The organism is Thermohalobacter berrensis (genome assembly GCF_003609645.1).
GTDB classification, from domain to species: Bacteria; Bacillota; Clostridia; order Tissierellales; family Thermohalobacteraceae; genus Thermohalobacter; species Thermohalobacter berrensis.
In genome coordinates this window covers 94,691-116,277 of record NZ_MCIB01000012.1, presented here as the reverse complement: position 1 = coordinate 116,277, position 21,587 = coordinate 94,691, and the positions used below count along the sequence as shown (strand labels likewise).

Below are 21,587 nucleotides of genomic sequence, written 5' to 3'. Positions count from 1 at the left end.
TATATCTTCAACCGGTTTTAAGAATGAATTTTATTATATTACTAATTTTCAATTTTCCATTCTCAATTTTCAATTTTATTTCCGGTTGTCGGGCACTTCGGAGAACCTCATACCCCTACGGACCTCATAGCCGTACAATTGAGTTTTATAATTCTCAATTCTCCATTATCAATTCTCAATTGCCGTAGGCCGTTCGCCCTAGTCGTTGAACCTTCTCCATCCTTTCGGAACAGGAGCTTGGCTGCTGATTATCCATTGTTCCATCTCTGCTGTTTTTTAACCTATCACGCCTATCCTTTCGGATTACGTTGTAGGGAGCAGAGCTTTAGGAAGTTCCAGCAATTCACCCGATTTGCACTTAGAGGTTACCCTTTAAGGGACCCTTATCCAGCATTACCTAAGAAGTTGTAATACTCCTTGAGGTTGTTGCTGGGCTTGAGCCAACATTGCTTGAGCAGCTTGTTGTAAGATATTCATCTTAGTAAATTGCATCATTTCCTTAGCCATGTCTACATCTCTAATTCTTGATTCAGCTGCTGTTAGGTTCTCACTTGCTGTTCCTAGATTGTTTATTGTATGTTCAAGTCTGTTTTGATAAGCACCAAGCTTTGCTCTTTCTTCTGATACTTTAGTTAATGCTGTATCTATTGTATCTATAGCACTACTTGCTGCTGTTTGAGTTGATATATCAATTCCACCTTTAACAGATGCATCTGCTGTCTTTTCTCCTCCTGAGAAAGTAGCAGCTGTTGCAGAATAAACAGTCTGTGAAACATTTATACTATCATTACCACTGTTTAGTGTAGTAACGTCTGATACATCAAATGAAATTCCAGCAAAAACACCTGAATCAATTGATACACTTGTATCTGTGTCATTTACTGTTATATTTTGAGTATTCGTTCCATCACTAATAGTAACTATTGTTTCAGCTGCATTTGGATCAGCTCCACCAGATAAGCTTGTTGCTGAAACAGAAGCTGAAGTCGGAGGTCCCGAAGTCCAAGTAGCATCTCCTGATACAGTCCAGTCACTAACATCTACACCATTTACTGTTCCTAACCCTTGTAAGGCAGTTTCTATGGCTCCAGCAGTGTTATTACTAGATGTTGAATTGGCAAGAGCAATTGTAATTGTATCACCAGAAGCAGAAACATCTAAAGTATCACTAGAATTAGTGGTTAATTCAATTTTAATATTATTTGCATCAGCACTAGCACTGCCATCAGTTATTGTAATTGTTCCTGCACCACTATCAAGAGTTACAGAAGCAGCAGTTCCTGTATTATCAGCAGCATTAAATGTAATATTTGCCCCATCTACTACTGCGCTGCCAAGATTATTTTCATCAAATTCTACATTAGATATAACACTTCCATTAACAGTTGCTGAAGTTTCAGTTACGTCTCTAGCTACTCCTAGTGAGTAAGCATCCATAGCTGCTATCGCTAATGATACGTCTTGTCCTTGATTTGCTCCTATATGGAATTTAACTTCACCAACACCACTTTGTGTTATTCCACCATTTAGTAATGTCTTTTGGTTAAATTCTGTAGTGTTAGCTATTCTAGTTAATTCTTGAGCTAACTGGTCTATTTCGTTTTGAAGTGCTTCACGGTCAACATCTACGTTAGTATCGTTAGCAGATTGTACTGCTAACTCTCTCATTCTTTGAAGTATTGATTGTGTTTCATTCAATGCACCTTCAGCTGTCTGAATTAAAGAAATACCATCTTGAGCATTTCTTTGAGCTTGTCCTAAACCTCTTATTTGAGCTCTCATTTTTTCTGAAATCGCAAGACCTGCTGCATCATCTCCAGCTCTGTTAATTCTGTAACCTGAAGATAATTTTTCTAATGATTTTTGAGTGTTAATATTATTAAAACTTAGCTGTCTGTAAGTGTTTAATGCTGAAATATTGTGGTTAATTCTCATTATACATTCCTCCTTGAATGATTTTTTTGGCTTCCCTGCCAGTTCCGCCAAAAGCGGAATTTTAAATTTTAAATGTTTAATGTTAAAGTTTTAGGCGTCCTGCCTAAAATAAGGATATCCTCTGGCCAGAGGTGAAATTAAACTTTTAATATTTTCCTTTCATTATAATATATCGACATGCTTTTTAAGGACTTTAGGATTTTTTGAAATTTTTTTGGGAAATTTTGTTTAGTTTTTAAGAAAATTATTAGTCGATGTGCTTGGATGTCCCACGACAACGTCCAAGTTGAGGGATTACGAATCCCTCAACAACGTTAACTATATTATTGTAGGTCACAATTAATTGTGCCTACGATTAATGGTTTGCAAATGTAACCTCACATTGAAATGTGAGCTACTTTCAGCGAAATAAAAAACTCTAAGAACTAAGAGCTGTATTTTTTTGCTACTAACAACTAACTACATGCTACTAACTTTTTTTACATTTTCAATTTTCAATTTTTAATTGTATTTCTAATTGTAATTTGTAAACTGTAAATTGTTAATTGTATCTTTAATTGTTCATTACTTAAACAGTTTTCTTAGGGCATTAAAGTCAATCTTTTTAGTATTTGCTGCTTCTTGGTTACTTTTTTGAATTTCTTCATATATTTCTTTCCTATGTACCTCTATATCCTTTGGAGCTTTTATCCCTAATTTAACCTTGCCTTCACTTATCCCTACGACCATTATCTCGATATTATCATCTATAATTATACTTTCATCTTTTTTTCTTGTAAGAATTAACATAGTTTATTCCTCCTGATTAACCTTTTGGAGTTCTTCTAAAATATTGTGTTTAGTTGAATATCTGCTATCACTTAGTATTATTTGTTTTCCTTTTCTATTTTTATTATTTATTATTAATGGTCCTGCTAAATTTGCTGTCATTTTATTTATATCTTCTGGTACTACTACTATTGTATATACTATTACATCCTTTTCTTCTTCTATTTCTAGTTTTTTTACTACTTGTTTAGGTATATCAAATTCATAATCCTTTTTAAATATAAAAGGATTTATTATTACAAAGGCAAGGTTAGGATTGTCTATTGATTGAAGCCATTGAAATGGAACTTCTTTATCTGGGTTATCTATTATTGTAAACTTCTTTTGGTCTTCAAAGGCTAGTAGTCCATCTGGAAAGTTTATTATTGAATTTTCATCTATTTCAATTTCGCCAAAATGCTTGGTGTTTAGTTTCATTATTATTGTTCCTCCTTTTTATGGGTTAAGTTGATGGATTACGAATCCATCAACAACGTTAATTATATCATTGTAGGTGACAATTAATTGTGACCTACGGGTTATGTTTTACAAATGTGAACTCATAATAAATTATGCTCTACAATTTAGATATTTATCTTTTCTAATTCTCAATTCTCCATTATCAATTGTATTTATCATATTTTACATTTTACATTTTCAATTCCTTTCAGGCTTTCACGTCTACATACTGTATATCTATACTTCCCTTTTGCTTAAGGTAGATTTCTACTTTACCCCTTTGGTAATTTGTTTTTGGCTTTTTAGGTGTATAGTTTATTTCTGCTTTACCTAACACCCAGTCTATTTTTAAGTCTCCTTTAACCTGTATTTTAGGTCTGCTTTTTGGCATAAGATCTACATTATAATCTAATTCATCATCCCACGCATTTTTCTCTGCTATTTCAGGTATAGCAGGTGGCATATTCTTTTGTATCATTGCCATTCTATCCCCATCTTGGGCCCTTCTTCCTATTCCCTCTAATGCAGCTTGTCTTGCTAGATTTATTTGTTCTCTTGTTAAATCTAAGAAATTTTTTAACCCTGCTTCTGCAAAGCATTGATATTGGTCTATTATCACCTTTGGCTTTTCTGATTTTATTTTTACTTGGGGTTTAGTCTGTTTTATGGTCTGTTCTCCTCTAGGCTGTTGGATTTTCATTTGTCCCCTTGTAGTATTCATAGCTAATTTTGCCCAAGTGGTATTTATTTTTAGGCCCATGTTATCATCTCCTATATTATGTAAATTGAGGGATTACGAATCCCTCAATAACAAAATATAAATTATGAATCTCCCTTATAGTTGAGGGACGTGGCGTCCCTCAACAACTAGGTAATGTCTTAATAATTATAATGCGCAGAATAAATTCTGCGCTACGTTGTTTAATATCAACTTCACTATATCCCTAAAGTTGCTGATGGATTCGCAATCCATCAGCTTATTCCTTATAATATATATGAAAACTACTATATTGGTAATCTTCTAGTTCATTTACTAACCCTCTTCTTAATGGATTTCTATGTATGTAATCAATCTTTTGTTTTAATATTTTTTCACTATAAACTGGAACACTCCTATATCTTTGCATCCAAACTGCATAATTTGCTTTTCCATTCGCTTTATTAGCAAATACATTTAATATTTCACTATTATTATCTTCTTTCAATTGTTTTACTATTTGTTTAGATGTATATTTCTTAAAATCTCTCATAAATTCATGAAGTTTAGATTCTCTTTTTAAGCTTAAGATAAAATGAATATGTTCCGGCATTACGACATAAGCAATTAATTTATAATTATATTTTTTGCTGTAAAAATATAAGTTGTCTAGAACTATATTTTTATACTTATTATCTATAAATATAGGGACATAATTGGTTATAGTTGTAGTTATAAAGTAAGCTATATTAGGTTGTTGTAGATTTTTCCATGTAGGAGACATTATATCACTACCTAAATAATGGTTAAGGGATTACGAATCCCTCAACAACGTTGAAATTTCTTAAAGCTATGATCGAGGAACGTAGGCGTCCCTCGACAACGGCAATGTGAGGTGCTTTCAGCGAAATAAAAACTCTAAGAACTAAGAGTTGCATTTTTTTGCTACTAACAACTAACTACATGCTACTAACTTTTTTACATTTTTAATCTTTTCTAATTGTCAATTGTCCATTGTCAATTCTCAATTGTATTTATCATATTTAACATTTAAAATTTAGAATTAGTAGACTTTTTGAGATTCTATCTCAAAAAGTCTACTAACGTTGGTTGTATTATTCTAGCTCCTGCTGCTAGAGATGCTCTATATACATTTTCCTTCATCTTTAAGTCCATTATTACTTCAGAGAGGTCTGCATCTTCGTTTTCTGCTAATAATTTTGTAAAGTTTATTTCTGCTGATTCTAATCTCTTTTGTGTTAGTTCTAGTCTGTTTACCTTAGCCCCTATATCTGCCCTTACAGACAGCAAATTATTGTTTGCTTTATCTATTCTACCTAAAGTTTCCTCTATAACATCTGAGTCATTACTTTCTAAAGCCCCGATTAAATCATCAAATATTTGTATAAGATAACTTTTATCTGCATCCCCTTTATCTGCTGCCTTCTTATCTGAGTTTTCTCTGTATCCTGTAGCTATTTCATCAAAATTACCATCACTATAATCTCCATCAAATATACCAAATACTCTAGTTCCTACAGTATTTACATCAACTTGGTCTGAAATACCTACATTATATCTCATTATTTCACTTTGTTTTATTGATCTATTTGCTGCAATATTGTCCATAGTATAATCTAATCCAATATCTTCAATATTACCACTAACTTGAACAATCTCAATAGCTGAAGTTCCAGTAAACTCTAAACTACCGGCATTGTTAGTAACATTTACGCTTGTATTACTTATTTGATTGTTCATTTCAGTAATTAATCCAGTCATATCTGTATAATCACTATCCAAGGTAATTACATCTGTATTAGTTCCTTCTTTTATTTGTATTTTTAAATTATCATTACTAAAATCAAACTTTGACACTGTATTCCCAGTTATAGTAGTTATTGATGGATTAATTGTATAGGTATTTTCATAATTAGTTAACTTATAATTCCCATTTTCATCAAGTAATGGTACATCTGTTTTAAATCCAGAAAAAACATATCTTCCTGCATATGTTGTATTTGCTACATTTATTAAATGGTCTTTGAGCTGTTTTATTTCTGAAGCTATCTTTTCTAAGTCTTCTTCAGTATTAGTCCCATTTGATGCCTGTACTGTTAATTCCCTTGCCCTTTGTAAAACATCTCCTATTTCACTAAGTGCAGATTCTGTTATGTCAAGCCATGAATTAGCATCATCTAAATTTCTCTTATATTGGTCTATTTTTGATATGTCTGTATGTAGTTTTAAACTCCTTGAAACCCCTATTGGGTCTTGTGATGGGAGTTGAAATTTCTTACCTGATGAAAGCTTCTGTTGTATTCTATCCATTTTTTTAAGGTTTCTATTTAGGTTTCTCATCATGTTGTTTACTAACATGTTATTTGTTATTCTCATATTAAACCTCCTTTTAGTTGATGGATTACGAATCCATCAACAACGGAAAATAGTCTCTTAATTAAATTGTCCATCTTCACCCCATGGGACTTGGGGACAGGTCTCCTGTTTCACTTCCTTCAACGATAGATCTGTCCCCTTCTTTCACTAGTTTTTTGTTTCACTAATCGCACATTGAAATGTGCTCTACGTTTTTGTGTTTATCTTGCCTAATTTTCAATTTTACATTTTCAATATTTAATTTTTTTATTTCTCAATTGTATTTATTATATTTTCCATTTTACATTTTAAATTTTACATTCCGAAAGGATTATCTTCCTACCAGTCCTAACCTATTTATAGTAACTTCATAGATTTCATCTATTGTAGTTATCATTTTAGCTGCTGCATTATATGAATGCTGGAATTTAACCATGTTAGACATTTCCTCATCTATTGATACCCCTGATTTTGATTCCCTTTTTTGTTTAATATTAGCCATAATTGCATCCTGATTTTCTTCCATCCTATTAGCATGCTGACTATCAACTGCAAAGTTTGATAATACTGCCTTTATAAAGTCATCAGGTGTACCCTGTGGAGTAGTTGTATCGAAGAAATTCTTATCTTCCCTTAATTCTATTAGTTCTAAGGCATTTTCATTGTTCTTTACCCCATCAGGATTCGAGGCTGCTGCTATATTGGCTGAGCTTGCAGCTATATAGTCTGAATTTGATTTAATATCTCCAGATAATGATATATTTTCTGCCCTTATTTCATCCAGAAGTTCACTTAAGTCTGTATAATCAGAAGTTTTCTTACCATGGGCAGTGAAAAGAAATGTGCCTGTAGTATTATTTAATCCCCATCCATCACTATGAACCTCATTCATCTTTTCTGCCAGTTTCTGAGCAAATTCATCTAATCGTTTTATATAAAATGGAACACCACGATATATATTTCCTTCACCTTCTCCATCCCTAAGGTCTAAAAGCGCTTTAAGTTCTCCACCTTTTAAATCTACAGTTTCTCCTGTCTCCCATTCTACTTTATAAAGTTTCTCCTTAGGATTAAACTTATTATCAGTAGTAGGAGGTGGATACTTAATCTTACTTATATTAACATGGTCAACCAATGCTATTCCACCGATAGAAACCCTATATTTACCGCTATTCTCACTTACTTGAACATTTACAATTTTTGATAGCTTGTCAACTAAAAGTGCTCGTCTATCCCTTAGGTCATTTGCTTTAGTCCCATCAATTTCTAGTCTATATATTTGGTCATTTAAATTTCTTATTTGGCCTGCTATATCATTAACTTGTTTTATTTTAGTTTTAACTCCAAAGTTTAACTCTTTTTGTAATGAATACAGTCTATTCACTGTTTCATTTAAATGATTTGTTAATGCTACAGCCTTTTCCTTTACTAATGACCTATGTGCATAGCTTGATGGGTCAGTACTTAAGGTTTCTAATGAATTAAAGAATTCATCCAAATACTGTCTAAAACTTGAATCAGAAGGTTCATTAAATATATTCTCTATATTGACTAATGTATCTCTTTTTACTTGCCATTCACCTAAACTTGAATTTTCTGACCAATACTTATAATCTATGTATGAATCCCTTATTCTCTTTATTTCAGTAATCTCTGTACCTGTCCCTAACATTCCTATTCCAGGTAAAGTCAATGGATCTGCAGCATGTTGAACTGCCTTTTGCCTTGAATATCCTTCAGTATTTGCATTAGATATATTGTGATTTGTTGTATATAATGATTTTTGGCTTGCAAATAACCCTGATATTGCTGTATTAAGACCTAACCAACCGGACATATTTTCTCACTCCGTTCACAATAAAAATTTAAAATTGAAAATGTAAAATGTAAAATAATTAAACTAATTATTTTTAGCCGTTTTTATAATTTTAGTAAGTATAGAAATAAGTTCATTACAATCACTTATCATACTATCTACGTACTTTGATTCTATCATATTGCTATCTTTTATTAATCTTAACCAATACCTTGTCTCAAAAGCTTCTTTTAAGGCAATTGAAAATTTGGAAATAAAATCTTTTTTACTTTGACCAGCACAAGCCTCTTCTACATTAGCTCCTATACTTGTACCAGACCTTAAAAGTTGTTTTGACATAACATATTCTCTTTTTTCTTTTATGACATATTTGTACATTTTGACTATCCTTAATGCAAAATTATAGCTTTTTTCTTTTATCAAATTATTATCTTTCATAAATCCTCCAAAGGATATTTTTACACGCCAAGTATCTTTGGTCTAATTTTCAATTTTACATTTTAAATTTTACATTCGGAAGATAATTTGAAATAATTAATTATTTCAAATTATCTTCCGACCCTCCCTAGTTTATTAATAATATTATCTAACATTTCATCTATTGCGTTAACTACTCTTGTATTGGCTACATAAGAGTGTTGGTATTTAATCATATTACTCATCTCTTCATCTAAAGATACAGCTGATATGGATTCTCTTTTATTTTCTATTTGTGATATCAATATTTCTTGGCTTTCTTCCATTGTTGCAGCTTCGTTTCCTGCAACACCTATATCTGAAACAATATCTCTATAATAATCATCTGTGGTTATATTTCCAAATAGGTAACTATCTCTTAAATCAGCAATTTCCTTAGCAATCTCACCATTTCCCCTGTCTCCATTTTTAGATACTGATATTTTATTTAATATACCTAAATCTGGGTTTAAAGTAATATTCCCCATTTGTATTGGCTCATTAGGATTAGTATTTAAAAAGAAGTCTATTCCTGTATCTCCGTCTAAAGCTATTCCCTGTCTATGTATATAGTTAATATTTCTAGCTATAGTATTTACAAATGTATTTAGCTTTTGCTTTATTGAAGGTATTATTTTTAGAAAATTATTTACAGTACCCATATGTCTAGATAGGGTGTTTGTAGTTTCCTGTGAAAGTTCTTCAGCAAATTGAGAATCACTAATATTGTTTATGTCAAAAAAGCTTCCACCTGTTCCTTCAGTTAAGTCGGTCCATCCCTGCTGGCCACTTGCGTCATATTTATTATCTGGGTCAGATATAACTGTTACAGAAACACCTCTTTTATTAAATTCCTCTATATATTCCTCCATCTGAGTTTCACTAGCTATCCCTGATGAATTATTATCAAAGAGGATTACTTTTTTATGTGTATTATCTTCAAGTGAAAGTGAATCAATATAATCTATAATATCTGAAATATCTGTGTCAGCTATTTGGTAATAATCTGGATTGTGAACTAATCTACTTTCTATGTCTGTTTTATAATCATCTATTACTGCAGGTGCTGCTCCTGTATATGCAAAAACTACATCTACCTTATCACTTACATTACCATCTGTTCGTTGGCCGCTTCCCCTTGCATCCATTAACCCTAATAATTCTCCTCCATTTAATTTAACTTTTTCATCACTGTTTTTCCAATAGATATCCCTATTTGCTATTCCAATTTCATAATATTTTTCCCTATTTACTAGATGTTTTCCACCTATTGAGACATTAACTGCACCAGTTTTTTCTTCTACATATTCCATAGAAACAAGTTGAGATAATCTATCTAAAAGGCTATTCCTTGTATCTCTATAATCATTGGGATTGGTTCCTCTAGCTTCAGCAATAACAATGTTATCATTTAATTTAGCAATCTTCTTAGCAATATCATTAATTTCAGTAACCTTATTCTGAATTTCTATGTTTAGTTTTTCTTGAAACTTATTAAGCTGTTCTCCAAGATGGTTTACAGTATCAACAAAAGAAACAGCTCTTTCCCTAAGAAGTCCTCTTATTGTAAGGTTATCTGGAGCTTTGGCTAATTCTTCCCAAGCATTCCAAAACTTGTCCATAACCTTTTGAAGACCTGTGTCTGAAATTTCGTTTAAAATTCCTTGTACTTCTTCAAAAACACTATTTTTCGCCGACCAATATCCCTGTTTTTCTGATTCTAATCTATACTTAAAATCTAAAAATTCATTCCTTAACTGCCTTATCTCCTGTATAGAAACCCCTGTACCTAATTTAAACTTGCTATTAGGGAGTTGTGAATAATCAGCACTTGAATGAATTACCTGTTGTCTTACATAATTAGGTGTATTTACATTTGATATATTATGGGCTGTTACATCTAACGATTTTTTATTTGTATATAGTCCCGATATTGCTGTTGATAGTCCTGTAAATATGTTCATAGAAAAACCACCTACACTTTCGCATCAAATAGGTTTTTGTTTTGTGGTTGGTCACCTTTTTTTACTTCATTACTATAAGTAGTTTGTTTTGAGGCATTTGTTAATAAATTTAGATTAAAATTTATATATTCTAGGGAATCTTGAATGAGCCTTCCATTTAAGTTATTTCTCTCTTTTAGCTTTTCTAAAGTATCTAACAATTCATTTCTTATCTTTTCTATAATTCCCTTCTCATTTTTGTCTAAATGTTCTAATAGCTTTGTCATATCTATATCCTTCTTTAAACCAAACTCTTTTCTTAGTTTTTCTATTATTTCTTCTCTTTCTTCTTCTAGTCTTCCTGCTTGGTATATTAGTTTCTGCTCTATTTGAGTGGTTTTTTCTAATTCCTTTACCTTACCAGATTTTATAATTTCAGTCTTTTTTTCTGATAAATCAAGTATATTATTATATAGATGGAGTTCCCTTTCTAAAATATCCTTTAAGCCCTTAACAACTTTTCTCATTTTTATCACCATCCGGATTAAGCCTTTTTATCGAATCTGTTCATATCAAGCATTTTCTCAGCTATTTTTCCTGAATTGACCTCATATGTTCCTAATTCAATCTCTCTTTTAATTCTTTCAACCTTCTCTTTTCTTACATCTGGTGCTTTCTTTAACGCATTCATTGCTATTTGATACTCTTTTGCCTTACTTGAAAGACTAAGTTTATCTGTTTTATTTGATTTTGTTTTTCCTTTAGTGTCATTAACCTTATTATTCTTATATACTTGAAGTATTCTCTGTACTTTACTATTAAAAATTTTCATAAAAACACCCCATCTCTACCGATTCTTCATTCTCTACTTCTATTATCGGTAAAGATGGGGAATACCTTTAACACATTTTTTACTTTTTCCTGTTATGCCTATTTGCCACATACATTTTACCTGTATATCTAGTATCTTCTTTTTTAGGAATTGATACTGCATTTTTTAGTTCTTTTTGGAGTTCCGTAGCACATTTGTCACAGTACCTGCCTGTTTTTATGGGTGTTCCACACCTTTCACAATCTAATATAAAGTTTGATTCATCCTTTAATTCAAGCTTTCCTTCCCTTAAATATCTTAATATCTTTTTAGTGGATACTCCCGTTTCTTGTGAAACCTCTTTAATATCGGCACCAGGATTGTCATATAAGTACTCTTTTACCTTCTTAAAATCTTCCTCTTCTTGTCTTCTACACCTTGGACATAGACTAAAGCCGTCATAGGCATATATTTTTCCACATTTAGCACAATTTCTTACATTCATAAACTCGCCCCCAAAAGTTATTTGCGATATTTTGGTAATATTACTCATTTTTATTTTACCAAAAAAATGTTTCCTATTGAAGAATTTTAGATAATTTTGTCTTAATACAAAATTAATAATGATCTACCACTGCAATTGTTACGACAAAAACTTCCTTTCCTCCTGCTTTTAAGAGTGTTTTACTACATTCATCTACAGTTGAACCAGTTGTAAAAATATCGTCTACTAATAGTATCCTTTTATTATTGAATACCCCTTTTTTCTTTATACTAAATGCATTTTTTACATTTTTATATCTTTCATCTCTTTTCAATTTATTCTGGGTTAATGTCTTTTTTACCCTTTTTAAATTTTTAATATCTAAGGGTATATCCAATTTTTTAGAAATAAGTCTCGCTAGAAGCTCTGATTGATTAAAACCCCTTTTTCTCATTTTTGACCTATGTAATGGTACAGGGACTATTAAGTCAAAATCAGTAAGATTATTTTTAACTAACTCATTAACCATTAATGGGGCAAAGGCTTTATACATGTATGACTTTTTTCCATATTTGTACTTATAAATATAATCTTTTACTATATCTTTATATAACAAAGGGGAAACTGCCTTTTCAAAATAATGTCTATTTTTAATACAATCAGGACATTTATCAGGTATATATCCTAATTCTAAAGGTTTGCCACATATTTTACATCTATGTTCTTTTATAAAAGGTAACGTTTTTCTACAACTTTTGCAGATATGCCCTTCATCTAAGGTTTCATCATATTTATCACATATAAAGCATATACCCCTCTCTGGATATATTAATTCTAATATTACACTGAAAAAGGTCTTTACGGTACTTTTAATTAGTCTCATAATAAAATCTCCTAAAAATTAGTTAGTAGATTGAGGAAAATTAAAAATTGAAAATGTAAAATGTAAAATTAGTAAAGTGAAATGGGGGACAGATCTATCGTTGAACAGAGTGAAACAGAAGACCTGTCCCCATGTTTCACTGGTAGAAGACGAAGAAGCTAGTAGTTTCCAGTTGTTGAGGGACGCCCTGAAAAATGCAATTGAAAATTGAAAATGGAAAATTGAAAATTTTAAAAATACCACGAAGCTTAGACATCATTGGTCTAAGTAACGGACCATTAAATACAATTGAGAATGGAGAATGGAGAATTGAGAATTACAGACCCTAAAGTCTAACTCTTCAGGTCAATTCCCCAACCACTACCCACTAACCACCAAAAACTGTCTTTAAAGTAACGGACATCCTAGACTCTCTTCTTTGGCATAGTAACGGACCTCGTAGTATAGCTTTCTAAGTTAAGTAACGAACCTCGTAGCATAACTTTCCAGGTTAAGTAACAGACAGCCAAGCTTTACTTCTTAGGTCTAAGTAACGGTCCACGTAGGCTAGACATCTTAGGAGTATTCACGAAACACGTGATTTCTAGCAACCGCTTTACATTTCCCTCTTTCTTACATCAAAAAACTTAAATAGCCTTTTGTTAAGTCCTGAATATCTTTTTATAATCCTGTTATTTCTTATCATCATATATAAATATTTTTCCATACCGACTAAAACTACTAATTCCTTTGCTCTTGTTATGGCTGTATAAAGTAGATTTCTGGTAAGAAGCATTGGTGGTCCCCAGTTTATAGGCATTACTACTACAGGAAATTCGCTACCCTGACTTTTATGTATGGTTGTTGCATAAGCTAACTTTAGCTCATCTAACTGACTAAAGTTATATGTTACCTCTTTGTTATCATCAAATACTACTATCATTTCACTTTCTTCATTATCTATATCCTTTACATACCCAAAATCACCATTAAATACACCTTCACCTTCTTCAACAACCTTTCCATTTTCTCTTATTACCCATTCTGCCCTATAGTTATTTTTTATCTGCATTACCTTATCCCCTACTCTAAAGGTAAATTGGTTCGTTTCCTTTTCTTCTTTCATAGGATTTTTAGGATTTAAGACACTTTGTAATTGCTGGTTTAAGGAATTTATCCCTGTATCCCCTTTTTTCATAGGAGCTAATACTTGGATATCCTTTACAGGGTCATATCCATAAAAATTAGGGAGCCTCTCATTACACAACTCTACTATTGTATTAACTATGTCTTTTCCATTATTTCTTCTCATAAAGAAAAAGTCTTTATCCTTTACATTTAAATGGGGTTTTTCTCCCTTGTTTACCCTATGGGCATTTACAACTATCATACTTTCTTGGGCTTGCCTAAATATTTCATTTAATTTTACTACCTTTACAACTTTACTGTCTATTATATCCCTTAAAACATTTCCGGGCCCTACCGAAGGAAGCTGGTCAACATCCCCTACTAAAATCAGTCTTGTTCCTGGGAGTATTGCCTTTAATAGGTTGTTCATAAGGAGTATATCTACCATTGATACCTCGTCAATAATAACAACATTTTCCTCTATTGGAGTCCCTTCATCCTTAGCAAAAGCCATTCCCATTTCCTCATCTACATATGTGTATTCAAGTAGTCTATGTATAGTCTTAGCTTCTTTCCCTGTAGCCTCTGTCATTCTTTTAGCTGCCCTTCCAGTGGGAGCTGCTAAGGAAACAGTAAGGTCGTTTTCCTCAAATAGCTTAATTATACTGTTAATTGTAGTAGTCTTCCCTGTACCTGGACCTCCTGTTATAACTAAAACACCATTTTTAACAGCTTCTTTTATTGCCTCCTTCTGATTATTTGCAAATTTTATTGAATTTTCCTCTTCAAGGTTTTGAATTTCTTGGTCAACATCTATATCAAGCTCTTTTACCTCTCCTTGAGAAAGCTCTATTATCTTTTTAGTAACATTAGTTTCTGCATAATAAAAGGGCATATAATACACAGACACTTCATCATCCATATTTTCTATATGTATTTCCTGTTTTAAAGCAAGACTTGTAAGACCTTCTTCTACAAGCTCTTTTTCCACTTCCAAAATAGAAGTAGCCTTGTTTATAAGTTCTTCCCTAGGAATATATGTATGTCCTTCACTGGAAGATTCCATTAAAGTAAATTTTATTCCTGCATTTATTCTATATGGTGATCTTAAATCTACCCCCATATTTCTTGCTATTTTATCTGCCATTTTGAAACCTATACCAAATACATCTTCTGATAACCTATAGGGGTTTTCCTTTATCTTTGCAATTGTTTCATTTCCATACTTTTTATATATCCTTATCCCATAACTTGGACTTATTCCATATTGTTGTAAGAAAATCATAACATCCCTTAACTCACGCTGTTCCTGGAATGCTTCTGCTATTTTATTGGCCTTTTTAGGACCTATACCATCAACCTCTTTGAGCTTATCTGGATTATATTGTAAAATATCAAGTGAATCTCTTCCGAACTTTTCAACTATTTTCTTAGCAGTTTTAGGCCCTATTCCAGGTATTAAGCCTGATGAAAGATACTTTTCTATTCCATTTAAGGTAGCAGGTACTACAGTAGAATATGTTTCTACATTAAACTGCTGTCCATAATTTGCATGGTATGTCCATTCTCCTTGAACCCTTAAGGTTTCTCCTATATTTATTATAGGTATATATCCAACTATAGTAACTACATCATCTTCTGTCTCTAAAATTGCCACAGTATATCCATTAGACTCATTTTGGTATATTATTTCTTCTACTGTACCCTCTAATGTTAGCAATTTAAATCCCCCAATTATAGTAGTTTTCTACATTATAACATAGAGTGGATAATATGCTAAAGGGTAGATTTGACTTGAGAAGATAAGCAAAGATGTCCGTTACTTGACCAGAGAAGTCTAGCCTTCGGGGACCGTTACTTTGTCAAGGATGTCTAGCCTAGGGGGTCCGTTACTTAGCCTAAGTAGTAAGGCGTTGATGTCCGTTACTTAACCTAGGAAGTAGTGCTTCGAGGTCCGTTACTATGCCCTGGAAGAGAAGCTAAGGTGTCCGTTACTCGGCCAAAGCAGTAAAGCTCTGCGGTCCGTTACTTTTAAAAGCAGTTTTTGGTAATTAGTGGATTGTGGTTGGATTTTAGTAATGTTATGAAGATTATTGATTAGAAAACAATCGTAATAAGTCCTTGCTATTAAAAGCAGTTCCTAGCTCTTTGCTCTCAGCTCTTAGCAAAACTAAAAATTTTTGTCTAGGAACTAGGAACCAATAGCTAACAACTGTACTTTCCTAACCACTAACCACCAACCACTAATAACTATTATTTTCTTTTAATTCTCAATTCTCCATTGTCAATTGCATTTCCTATTCTCAATTGCTTTTAAGTGTATTTTTAATATCTAATATTTCATTTCTTAATACTGCAATATCTCCCTTTGTAGCTGGTTTGTTATATTCTTTATAAAAGTTAGCCCTTTCCTCCATTACTAATGGTTCATTATAACTACATACCCTTTTTAATATTTTGGCATCTCTTATGTGTTTTATAACTGTTCTATAGCTTTGAAGGCACTTAATTGAAATATTTCCTTCTAATATTATATTAACAGTTTTCTTTTTCTCTTTTACTTCCCTAATGTATTTTAAATTTATGTATCCAAAAGCCCCGTCATTTTTGGATATTGGCTTTCTAACCTTAACAGGCACTAAAATATTATCTCTATCAAAATAAAATGGTACAATATTCTTTGCTCCTATTAGTTTCCCATAATATTTTCTGGAAACTCTTAAATCAACTCCATAAAAGCTTGCTAATATTCTTAAAAAGGTCTTTATACTCCTATTAGTTTGAAATTCGTTTTTTTCTCTAGTTATTATTTTTGTAACATTACCCTTCATATTTATATAAACTGGAACAATAGCCATTATTCCTTCATCTAATAGTTTTTCAATTTTATCCAATTTATCCACTCCCTTCAATTTTATTATATTATAAAACGAACATACGTTCGTGTCAAGTGTCTATAATTTTTTCCGGTAAAACACAAAAAAAGCTGATGGTCTGTAGACCATCAGCTTAAACTCTAAACTACTTTACTTAATACTCTTGAAAGTTCGTTTATGCTCTCAGTTAGCTTATTGAGTTTTCCTTCTATTCTTACCAAAAGGTAAATTGATACTGCTATTGGAAAGCCCAAATTTGCTACTTGAGCATATATATCTTCCATATTTTATACCTCCCTAGAAAAGCAGTTGCTAGTTCTTGGTTTTTAGCTGTTTGCAAAATTTAAACTAATAAATAAAACAGGTGACAGGTCTTCTGTTTCACTTTCATATTTGTTGCTGAGGGATTCGTAATCCCTCAGCAATTTTATATTTATTTTCAAGTTGATGGATTACGAATCCATCAACAACTTAAAAAAATTCTTAATTGCTTTCTAGAGGTTAAATTCTTGTATATCCTTAGTTATAATTCTAGCTCCTGCTATCCTTACTAAGTCTCCTCCTGATGTACTAAAAATGTTTCTTGTAATAATATCATTCATAACTGTATTTATTTCTGCCTCTGTAAGGTTATCCCTAGGATCTTCGATTGATAATCTGGAAGTTCTATCAGATGTATTTTTAAAGATTAACTGCAGTGTTCTTTCAGCCATATTTTCACCTCCTACTTAACTATTTAAAGTTCCATTAAACCTGTGTAGACTCTGTTAATTCCACTTCATCAATCCTTTTAACCGCATATACAGGATATGTTTGAAGCCCTGCTAGATTAGTTGCTACATTATAGATATCATCATTTGTAGCTGTAGTTTTTACTTTAGAGTAGGTCTTAGATTTAATAATCTGTTTTCCGTCTCCGTCTACTCCTCCATCTAGTTGAATTCTTAATTTCGAACTTTGAACCGTTGATGTTACTGCCATCTTCTCACCTCCCTTCTACCCCTTATATAGATAAAAGGAGGTTTTTTTACTATTCTTTTCTAAGAATTTTTTAAGCTTTTTTATAGCAGTAGCCTTTGTATTTACAACAGTTCTATAACTAATACCCAATTTTTTACTTATTTCTTTAATAGAAAGATTGTTTACATAAAATAAGCTTATTACCTGTCTCTGTCTTTTAGTCAACTTTAAAAATGAAGAATGTAGTATCTCATTATCTTCTCTTTTTACTATAATTTCTTCTTGGTTTAGACTTTTACTTTGAATAGTATCTATAAGTTCCATATCTTCTTCATCATTTATTGGCATGTTTAAAGATATAGTGTTTTCATTATCCTTGTTTTTGTTTAAATAATGATACTTAAGTAATAGTTTTATATATCCTAAAAAATGAACCCCTTTCTTTTCATCATAATTTTCTAATCCATTAAGAATTAATTCATATCCTTCTTGAATTAAATCATCATAAATATCCTTTTTGTTGTAATACCTTTTTATGGATGACAGAATAAGTGGTTTAAGCCTTAAAATCAACTCAGTTTTAGCCTCTTTTCTTCCATTAATACTTTCACTTATAAGGCAATTTATATCTTTATACAGAAAAAGCCCTCCTAAACAAGGAGGCCTCCTTAAAATTTACCGGTGTATATATGGTAATCTATTTTATTAAAATGGGAAACTTGAGACTTTTAAATATTCAAGGAAGGAAAACCAGAAATACCTTTTTAGAATCTAAACAAAAAAAAGAAAGTCATCATTCGACTTCCTCACGAGTTTTAATATCTTCTAAAATTTCATACTTTATATTAACATCATTAGACATTATTTTTACCATATTATCAACTTCTTCATTATATTTTTCTGTTATTATAGTTATACTGTGAAAATTTCTTTTAAGTATATTTATTAGCCACTCAACTTCATTAGCATCTTTGATTAAAATTCTTATTTCACCCTTAATATCGTTTATATACTTTGAATATATATTCTTTAAAAAGGCTATAACACCATAAATAAAAAAAGTATACACAATAATTGTAAGGACCCAAAATACCACAAGACCACACCCTTTATTTTCTGGTTATAATATAATATGTTTAATTTTAGTAAAGGGTGAAGGGTTAAATGCACATAAAAAAAGCTGATGGATTACGAATCCATCAGCAACATTAAAAAATTGAACTGTTAGTCCTTAGTTCTTGGTTCTTAGTAATAAAATTGTTGTTGAGGGATTCACAATCCCTCAACATTTAACTCTTACTAACTACTAACATGTATTTATCATATTTTCCATTTTACATTTTCAATTGTATTTAATTGTCCATTGTCAATTGTTAATTTTCAATTGCATTTAAGCCTTCTTTTCTCAATATTTCTGCTTTGTCTGTTCTCTCCCATGGAAGGTCAAGGTCATCTCTTCCAAAGTGTCCATAAGCTGCAACTTGTTTATAGATTGGTCTTCTCAAGTCTAGATCTCTAATTATAGCTGCTGGTCTTAAGTCAAAGTGTTTCATAACTAGTTCCTCTATTTTACTTTCTTCTATTTTTGCAGTTCCAAAAGTATCTACAAATACTGATACAGGATGTGCAACACCAATTGCATATGCAAGTTGAACCTCACATTTATCAGCTAATCCAGCTGCAACTATATTTTTAGCTACATATCTAGCAGCATAAGCAGCTGATCTATCAACCTTAGTTGGGTCCTTTCCTGAGAACGCTCCTCCACCATGGCGAGCATATCCACCATAAGTATCAACTATAACCTTTCTTCCTGTAAGACCTGCATCACCTTGAGGACCACCAATTACGAATCTTCCAGTTGGGTTAATGTAGTATTTTGTGTTCTCATCTAAATATTCTCTTGGTACAACTTTTCTAATTACATATTCTCTTATATCTCTTTCTATTGTCTTTAAGTCTACCTCTGGACTGTGTTGAGTAGATACTACTATGGCATCTATTCTTACCGGTTTATTATCGTGATATTCAACTGTAACCTGAGTTTTTCCATCTGGTCTTAAATAGTCTAATGTCCCATTTTTTCTAACTTCAGCTAATCTTCTTGCAAGTTTATGAGCTAATGCTATTGGAAGCGGCATGTATTCTTCAGTTTCATTACATGCAAATCCAAACATTATACCTTGATCACCAGCACCTATTAAGCTTAGGTCATCTTCTTCTCCACCTTTATGTTCTAAAGCTTCATCTACACCCATTGCAATATCTGGTGACTGTTCATCTATTGATGTAAGTACTGCACAAGTATCACAGTCAAATCCATACTTGGCTCTAGTATATCCTATTCCTTCTATAGTCTTTCTTACTACTTTAGGAATATCTACATAACACTTTGTTGAAATCTCACCTGATACTAAAACTAATCCTGTTGTTACTGATGTTTCACAGGCTACTCTTGCAGCTGGGTCTTTTTCTAAAATAGCGTCAAGAACTGCATCTGAAATCTGGTCACAAATTTTATCTGGATGTCCTTCTGTTACTGACTCTGAAGTAAAAAACCATTTTCTCATCCTTCTCTACCTCCCTGTGTAGAAATTTAAAATGTAAAATTAAAAATTTAAAATTATTTAAAAAACCTCTGCTTAAGACTATCCCATTTACAATACTACTTTAGATACATATTATTTGTAATGAGATTTTTTATTATTTATCATTTTATTTTACATTTTCCATCATCAATTTTAAATTTAGTTTTAAAAAAGCCCCTTCCAAAAGGAAGAGGCTGATTAGGCACTACCTCATCTTTCAGAACTAGGTTCTGTGGGATTTAGCACCGTGCAACTTTATGTTGCCGGTTGCCGGACTTCATTGGGCCCATTCCCTCCGTCACTCTTGATAAGGCATCAAGATTTTTATTCAATTCTCGAAATGTATGTTATCACAATAAATACCCTAAGTCAATATTTTTTTACATTGTTTATTAAAAAAGTGTCGTAACTTGATAGCTTAGTGTAAATACTATTATTCCTGCAGTAATAACCCCTGCTACAATAGTAGGAAAAGCCTGCTTAAAATCAATGTTAAATAAAGTTGCAGCAATACACCCTGTCCATGCTCCAGTAGAAGGAAGCGGTATAGCCACTAAAAGATATAACCCTAATATGCTATATTGTTGAACCTTCTTACTTTTCTTTATAGTTCTATTTTTTACCCAAGTTAAAAGAGGCCCTATATACTTCTTATCCCCAAAATAATCAAATATAGGTCGTAACAATTTAAGTAAAATAGGTATAGGAAGAATATTACCAATAATACTTAAAAATGTACTATAAACTGGACTAAAGCCTAATGAAATTCCTAAAGGTATTGCACCTCTTAACTCTGCAACAGGTGCAGCTGCAATTGCAACTACTATTATCTCCTTTTTTATTACTTCAAGTATATCCCCCATATTTACACCCACCTATTTTAATCTGCTACCTCCCATTATACAATACATTCACAGTTTATGGAAGTTTTTAAGCCATGAAATTAAATTTAAACTTAGACTTTAGCAATACAATTATTTTTCATTTTCCCGGGAAATATTTCCTTAATCGACAGCATATTTTAATATTTACAATTAATATATAAAGAAGTTAACAAAATTAACATAAAATTAATTAATGGATAGTAATAATAAGAAATTATGAGGAAAATACATTTATTATTGATATAATAGAGTATAATAGCCATTTTTAGCCCTTATTTAGCTTTGCAAATAATCCTATTATCCTTTATACTTATTCTTGTCTTTGACGTCGGGGTGTAGCGCAGTTTGGTAGCGCACATGGTTTGGGACCATGGAGTCGGGGGTTCGAATCCCTCCACCCCGACCATTTTTATATCTATAATAACTTAAGAGACCAAGAGCTAAGATGCAAATCTTAGCTCTTTTTTTATAACACATAGGAAATTATAAACAAATAGAAATTGTG

The 21,587-nt window shown here is 31.8% G+C and carries 22 protein-coding genes, 1 tRNA gene and 1 riboswitch; of the genes, 1 reads left to right on the top strand and 22 read right to left on the bottom strand.

The genetic code is table 11. The features are described 5' to 3' along the window. Window positions 1-393: 393 nt before the first annotated feature. The 22 genes from BET03_RS07205 to BET03_RS07100 form a co-directional block, all read right to left on the bottom strand. Window positions 394-1,935 carry a flagellin N-terminal helical domain-containing protein gene (locus BET03_RS07205; RefSeq protein WP_120168803.1) on the bottom strand — a complete coding sequence of 514 codons (1,542 nt, stop codon included), beginning with the start codon at window positions 1,933-1,935 and terminating at the stop codon, window positions 394-396. Window positions 1,936-2,499: 564 nt separating this feature from the next. Next, entirely contained in the window at window positions 2,500-2,724 is a 225-nt protein-coding gene (gene csrA / locus BET03_RS07200) for a carbon storage regulator CsrA (protein ID WP_120168801.1), read from the bottom strand. Between the two features lie 3 nt (window positions 2,725-2,727). Next, complete coding sequence (gene fliW, locus BET03_RS07195) at window positions 2,728-3,180, bottom strand: flagellar assembly protein FliW (RefSeq protein ID WP_120168799.1); 453 nt, start codon at window positions 3,178-3,180, stop codon at window positions 2,728-2,730. 229 nt (window positions 3,181-3,409) lie between these two features. Further along, entirely contained in the window at window positions 3,410-3,961 is a 552-nt protein-coding gene (locus BET03_RS07190; RefSeq protein ID WP_243096883.1) for a DUF6470 family protein, read from the bottom strand. Window positions 3,962-4,178: 217 nt separating this feature from the next. Further along, window positions 4,179-4,682, bottom strand: a complete 504-nt coding sequence (locus tag BET03_RS07185; protein ID WP_120168797.1) for an REP-associated tyrosine transposase — start codon at window positions 4,680-4,682, stop codon at window positions 4,179-4,181. Between the two features lie 299 nt (window positions 4,683-4,981). Continuing rightward, the gene (gene flgL / locus BET03_RS07180) at window positions 4,982-6,295 is read right to left on the bottom strand and encodes a flagellar hook-associated protein FlgL (protein ID WP_120168795.1); all 1,314 of its coding nucleotides are present in this window, start codon (window positions 6,293-6,295) and stop codon (window positions 4,982-4,984) included. Window positions 6,296-6,605: 310 nt separating this feature from the next. After that, complete coding sequence (flgK, locus tag BET03_RS07175; protein WP_120168793.1) at window positions 6,606-8,111, bottom strand: flagellar hook-associated protein FlgK; 1,506 nt, start codon at window positions 8,109-8,111, stop codon at window positions 6,606-6,608. A gap of 63 nt (window positions 8,112-8,174) precedes the next feature. After that, entirely contained in the window at window positions 8,175-8,528 is a 354-nt protein-coding gene (locus BET03_RS07170; protein ID WP_120168791.1) for a four helix bundle protein, read from the bottom strand. Between the two features lie 110 nt (window positions 8,529-8,638). Next, complete coding sequence (flgK, locus tag BET03_RS07165; protein ID WP_120168789.1) at window positions 8,639-10,510, bottom strand: flagellar hook-associated protein FlgK; 1,872 nt, start codon at window positions 10,508-10,510, stop codon at window positions 8,639-8,641. A gap of 11 nt (window positions 10,511-10,521) precedes the next feature. Beyond that, window positions 10,522-11,016, bottom strand: coding sequence for a flagellar protein FlgN (locus tag BET03_RS07160; RefSeq protein ID WP_183108771.1), 495 nt, complete (start codon window positions 11,014-11,016; stop codon window positions 10,522-10,524). A gap of 17 nt (window positions 11,017-11,033) precedes the next feature. Next, on the bottom strand, window positions 11,034-11,321 hold the full coding sequence (gene flgM / locus BET03_RS07155) for a flagellar biosynthesis anti-sigma factor FlgM (RefSeq protein WP_120168785.1): 288 nt from the start codon (window positions 11,319-11,321) through the stop codon (window positions 11,034-11,036). A 79-nt stretch (window positions 11,322-11,400) separates the two neighbouring features. Beyond that, window positions 11,401-11,805, bottom strand: coding sequence for a TIGR03826 family flagellar region protein (locus BET03_RS07150; RefSeq protein WP_120168783.1), 405 nt, complete (start codon window positions 11,803-11,805; stop codon window positions 11,401-11,403). Window positions 11,806-11,917: 112 nt separating this feature from the next. Beyond that, complete coding sequence (locus BET03_RS07145; protein ID WP_120168781.1) at window positions 11,918-12,667, bottom strand: ComF family protein; 750 nt, start codon at window positions 12,665-12,667, stop codon at window positions 11,918-11,920. A 595-nt stretch (window positions 12,668-13,262) separates the two neighbouring features. Beyond that, the gene (gene recD2, locus BET03_RS07140) at window positions 13,263-15,494 is read right to left on the bottom strand and encodes an SF1B family DNA helicase RecD2 (protein ID WP_120168779.1); all 2,232 of its coding nucleotides are present in this window, start codon (window positions 15,492-15,494) and stop codon (window positions 13,263-13,265) included. A 583-nt stretch (window positions 15,495-16,077) separates the two neighbouring features. Continuing rightward, complete coding sequence (locus BET03_RS07135; RefSeq protein ID WP_120168777.1) at window positions 16,078-16,668, bottom strand: hypothetical protein; 591 nt, start codon at window positions 16,666-16,668, stop codon at window positions 16,078-16,080. Between the two features lie 122 nt (window positions 16,669-16,790). Beyond that, window positions 16,791-16,934: a YvrJ family protein gene (locus BET03_RS07130; protein WP_120168775.1), complete on the bottom strand. Its 144-nt coding sequence runs from the start codon at window positions 16,932-16,934 to the stop codon at window positions 16,791-16,793. Between the two features lie 210 nt (window positions 16,935-17,144). Next, window positions 17,145-17,363: a DUF2922 domain-containing protein gene (locus BET03_RS07125; protein ID WP_120168773.1), complete on the bottom strand. Its 219-nt coding sequence runs from the start codon at window positions 17,361-17,363 to the stop codon at window positions 17,145-17,147. Between the two features lie 34 nt (window positions 17,364-17,397). Then, window positions 17,398-17,631 carry a DUF1659 domain-containing protein gene (locus tag BET03_RS07120; RefSeq protein ID WP_120168771.1) on the bottom strand — a complete coding sequence of 78 codons (234 nt, stop codon included), beginning with the start codon at window positions 17,629-17,631 and terminating at the stop codon, window positions 17,398-17,400. A 15-nt stretch (window positions 17,632-17,646) separates the two neighbouring features. Beyond that, the gene (locus BET03_RS07115; RefSeq protein WP_183108770.1) at window positions 17,647-18,183 is read right to left on the bottom strand and encodes a sigma-70 family RNA polymerase sigma factor; all 537 of its coding nucleotides are present in this window, start codon (window positions 18,181-18,183) and stop codon (window positions 17,647-17,649) included. Between the two features lie 220 nt (window positions 18,184-18,403). Beyond that, window positions 18,404-18,706 (bottom strand): hypothetical protein, encoded by a 303-nt coding sequence (locus tag BET03_RS07110; RefSeq protein ID WP_120168766.1) that lies wholly within the window; start codon window positions 18,704-18,706, stop codon window positions 18,404-18,406. A 277-nt stretch (window positions 18,707-18,983) separates the two neighbouring features. Further along, window positions 18,984-20,180, bottom strand: coding sequence for a methionine adenosyltransferase (gene metK, locus BET03_RS07105; protein ID WP_120168764.1), 1,197 nt, complete (start codon window positions 20,178-20,180; stop codon window positions 18,984-18,986). Between the two features lie 225 nt (window positions 20,181-20,405). Further along, a riboswitch (SAM riboswitch) is annotated at window positions 20,406-20,512 on the bottom strand. 78 nt (window positions 20,513-20,590) lie between these two features. Beyond that, window positions 20,591-21,061, bottom strand: coding sequence for a COG2426 family protein (locus tag BET03_RS07100; protein ID WP_120168762.1), 471 nt, complete (start codon window positions 21,059-21,061; stop codon window positions 20,591-20,593). A 350-nt stretch (window positions 21,062-21,411) separates the two neighbouring features. Here BET03_RS07100 and BET03_RS07095 point away from each other — a divergent pair. Then, a tRNA-Pro gene (locus BET03_RS07095) sits at window positions 21,412-21,488 on the top strand. Window positions 21,489-21,587 lie beyond the last annotated feature (99 nt).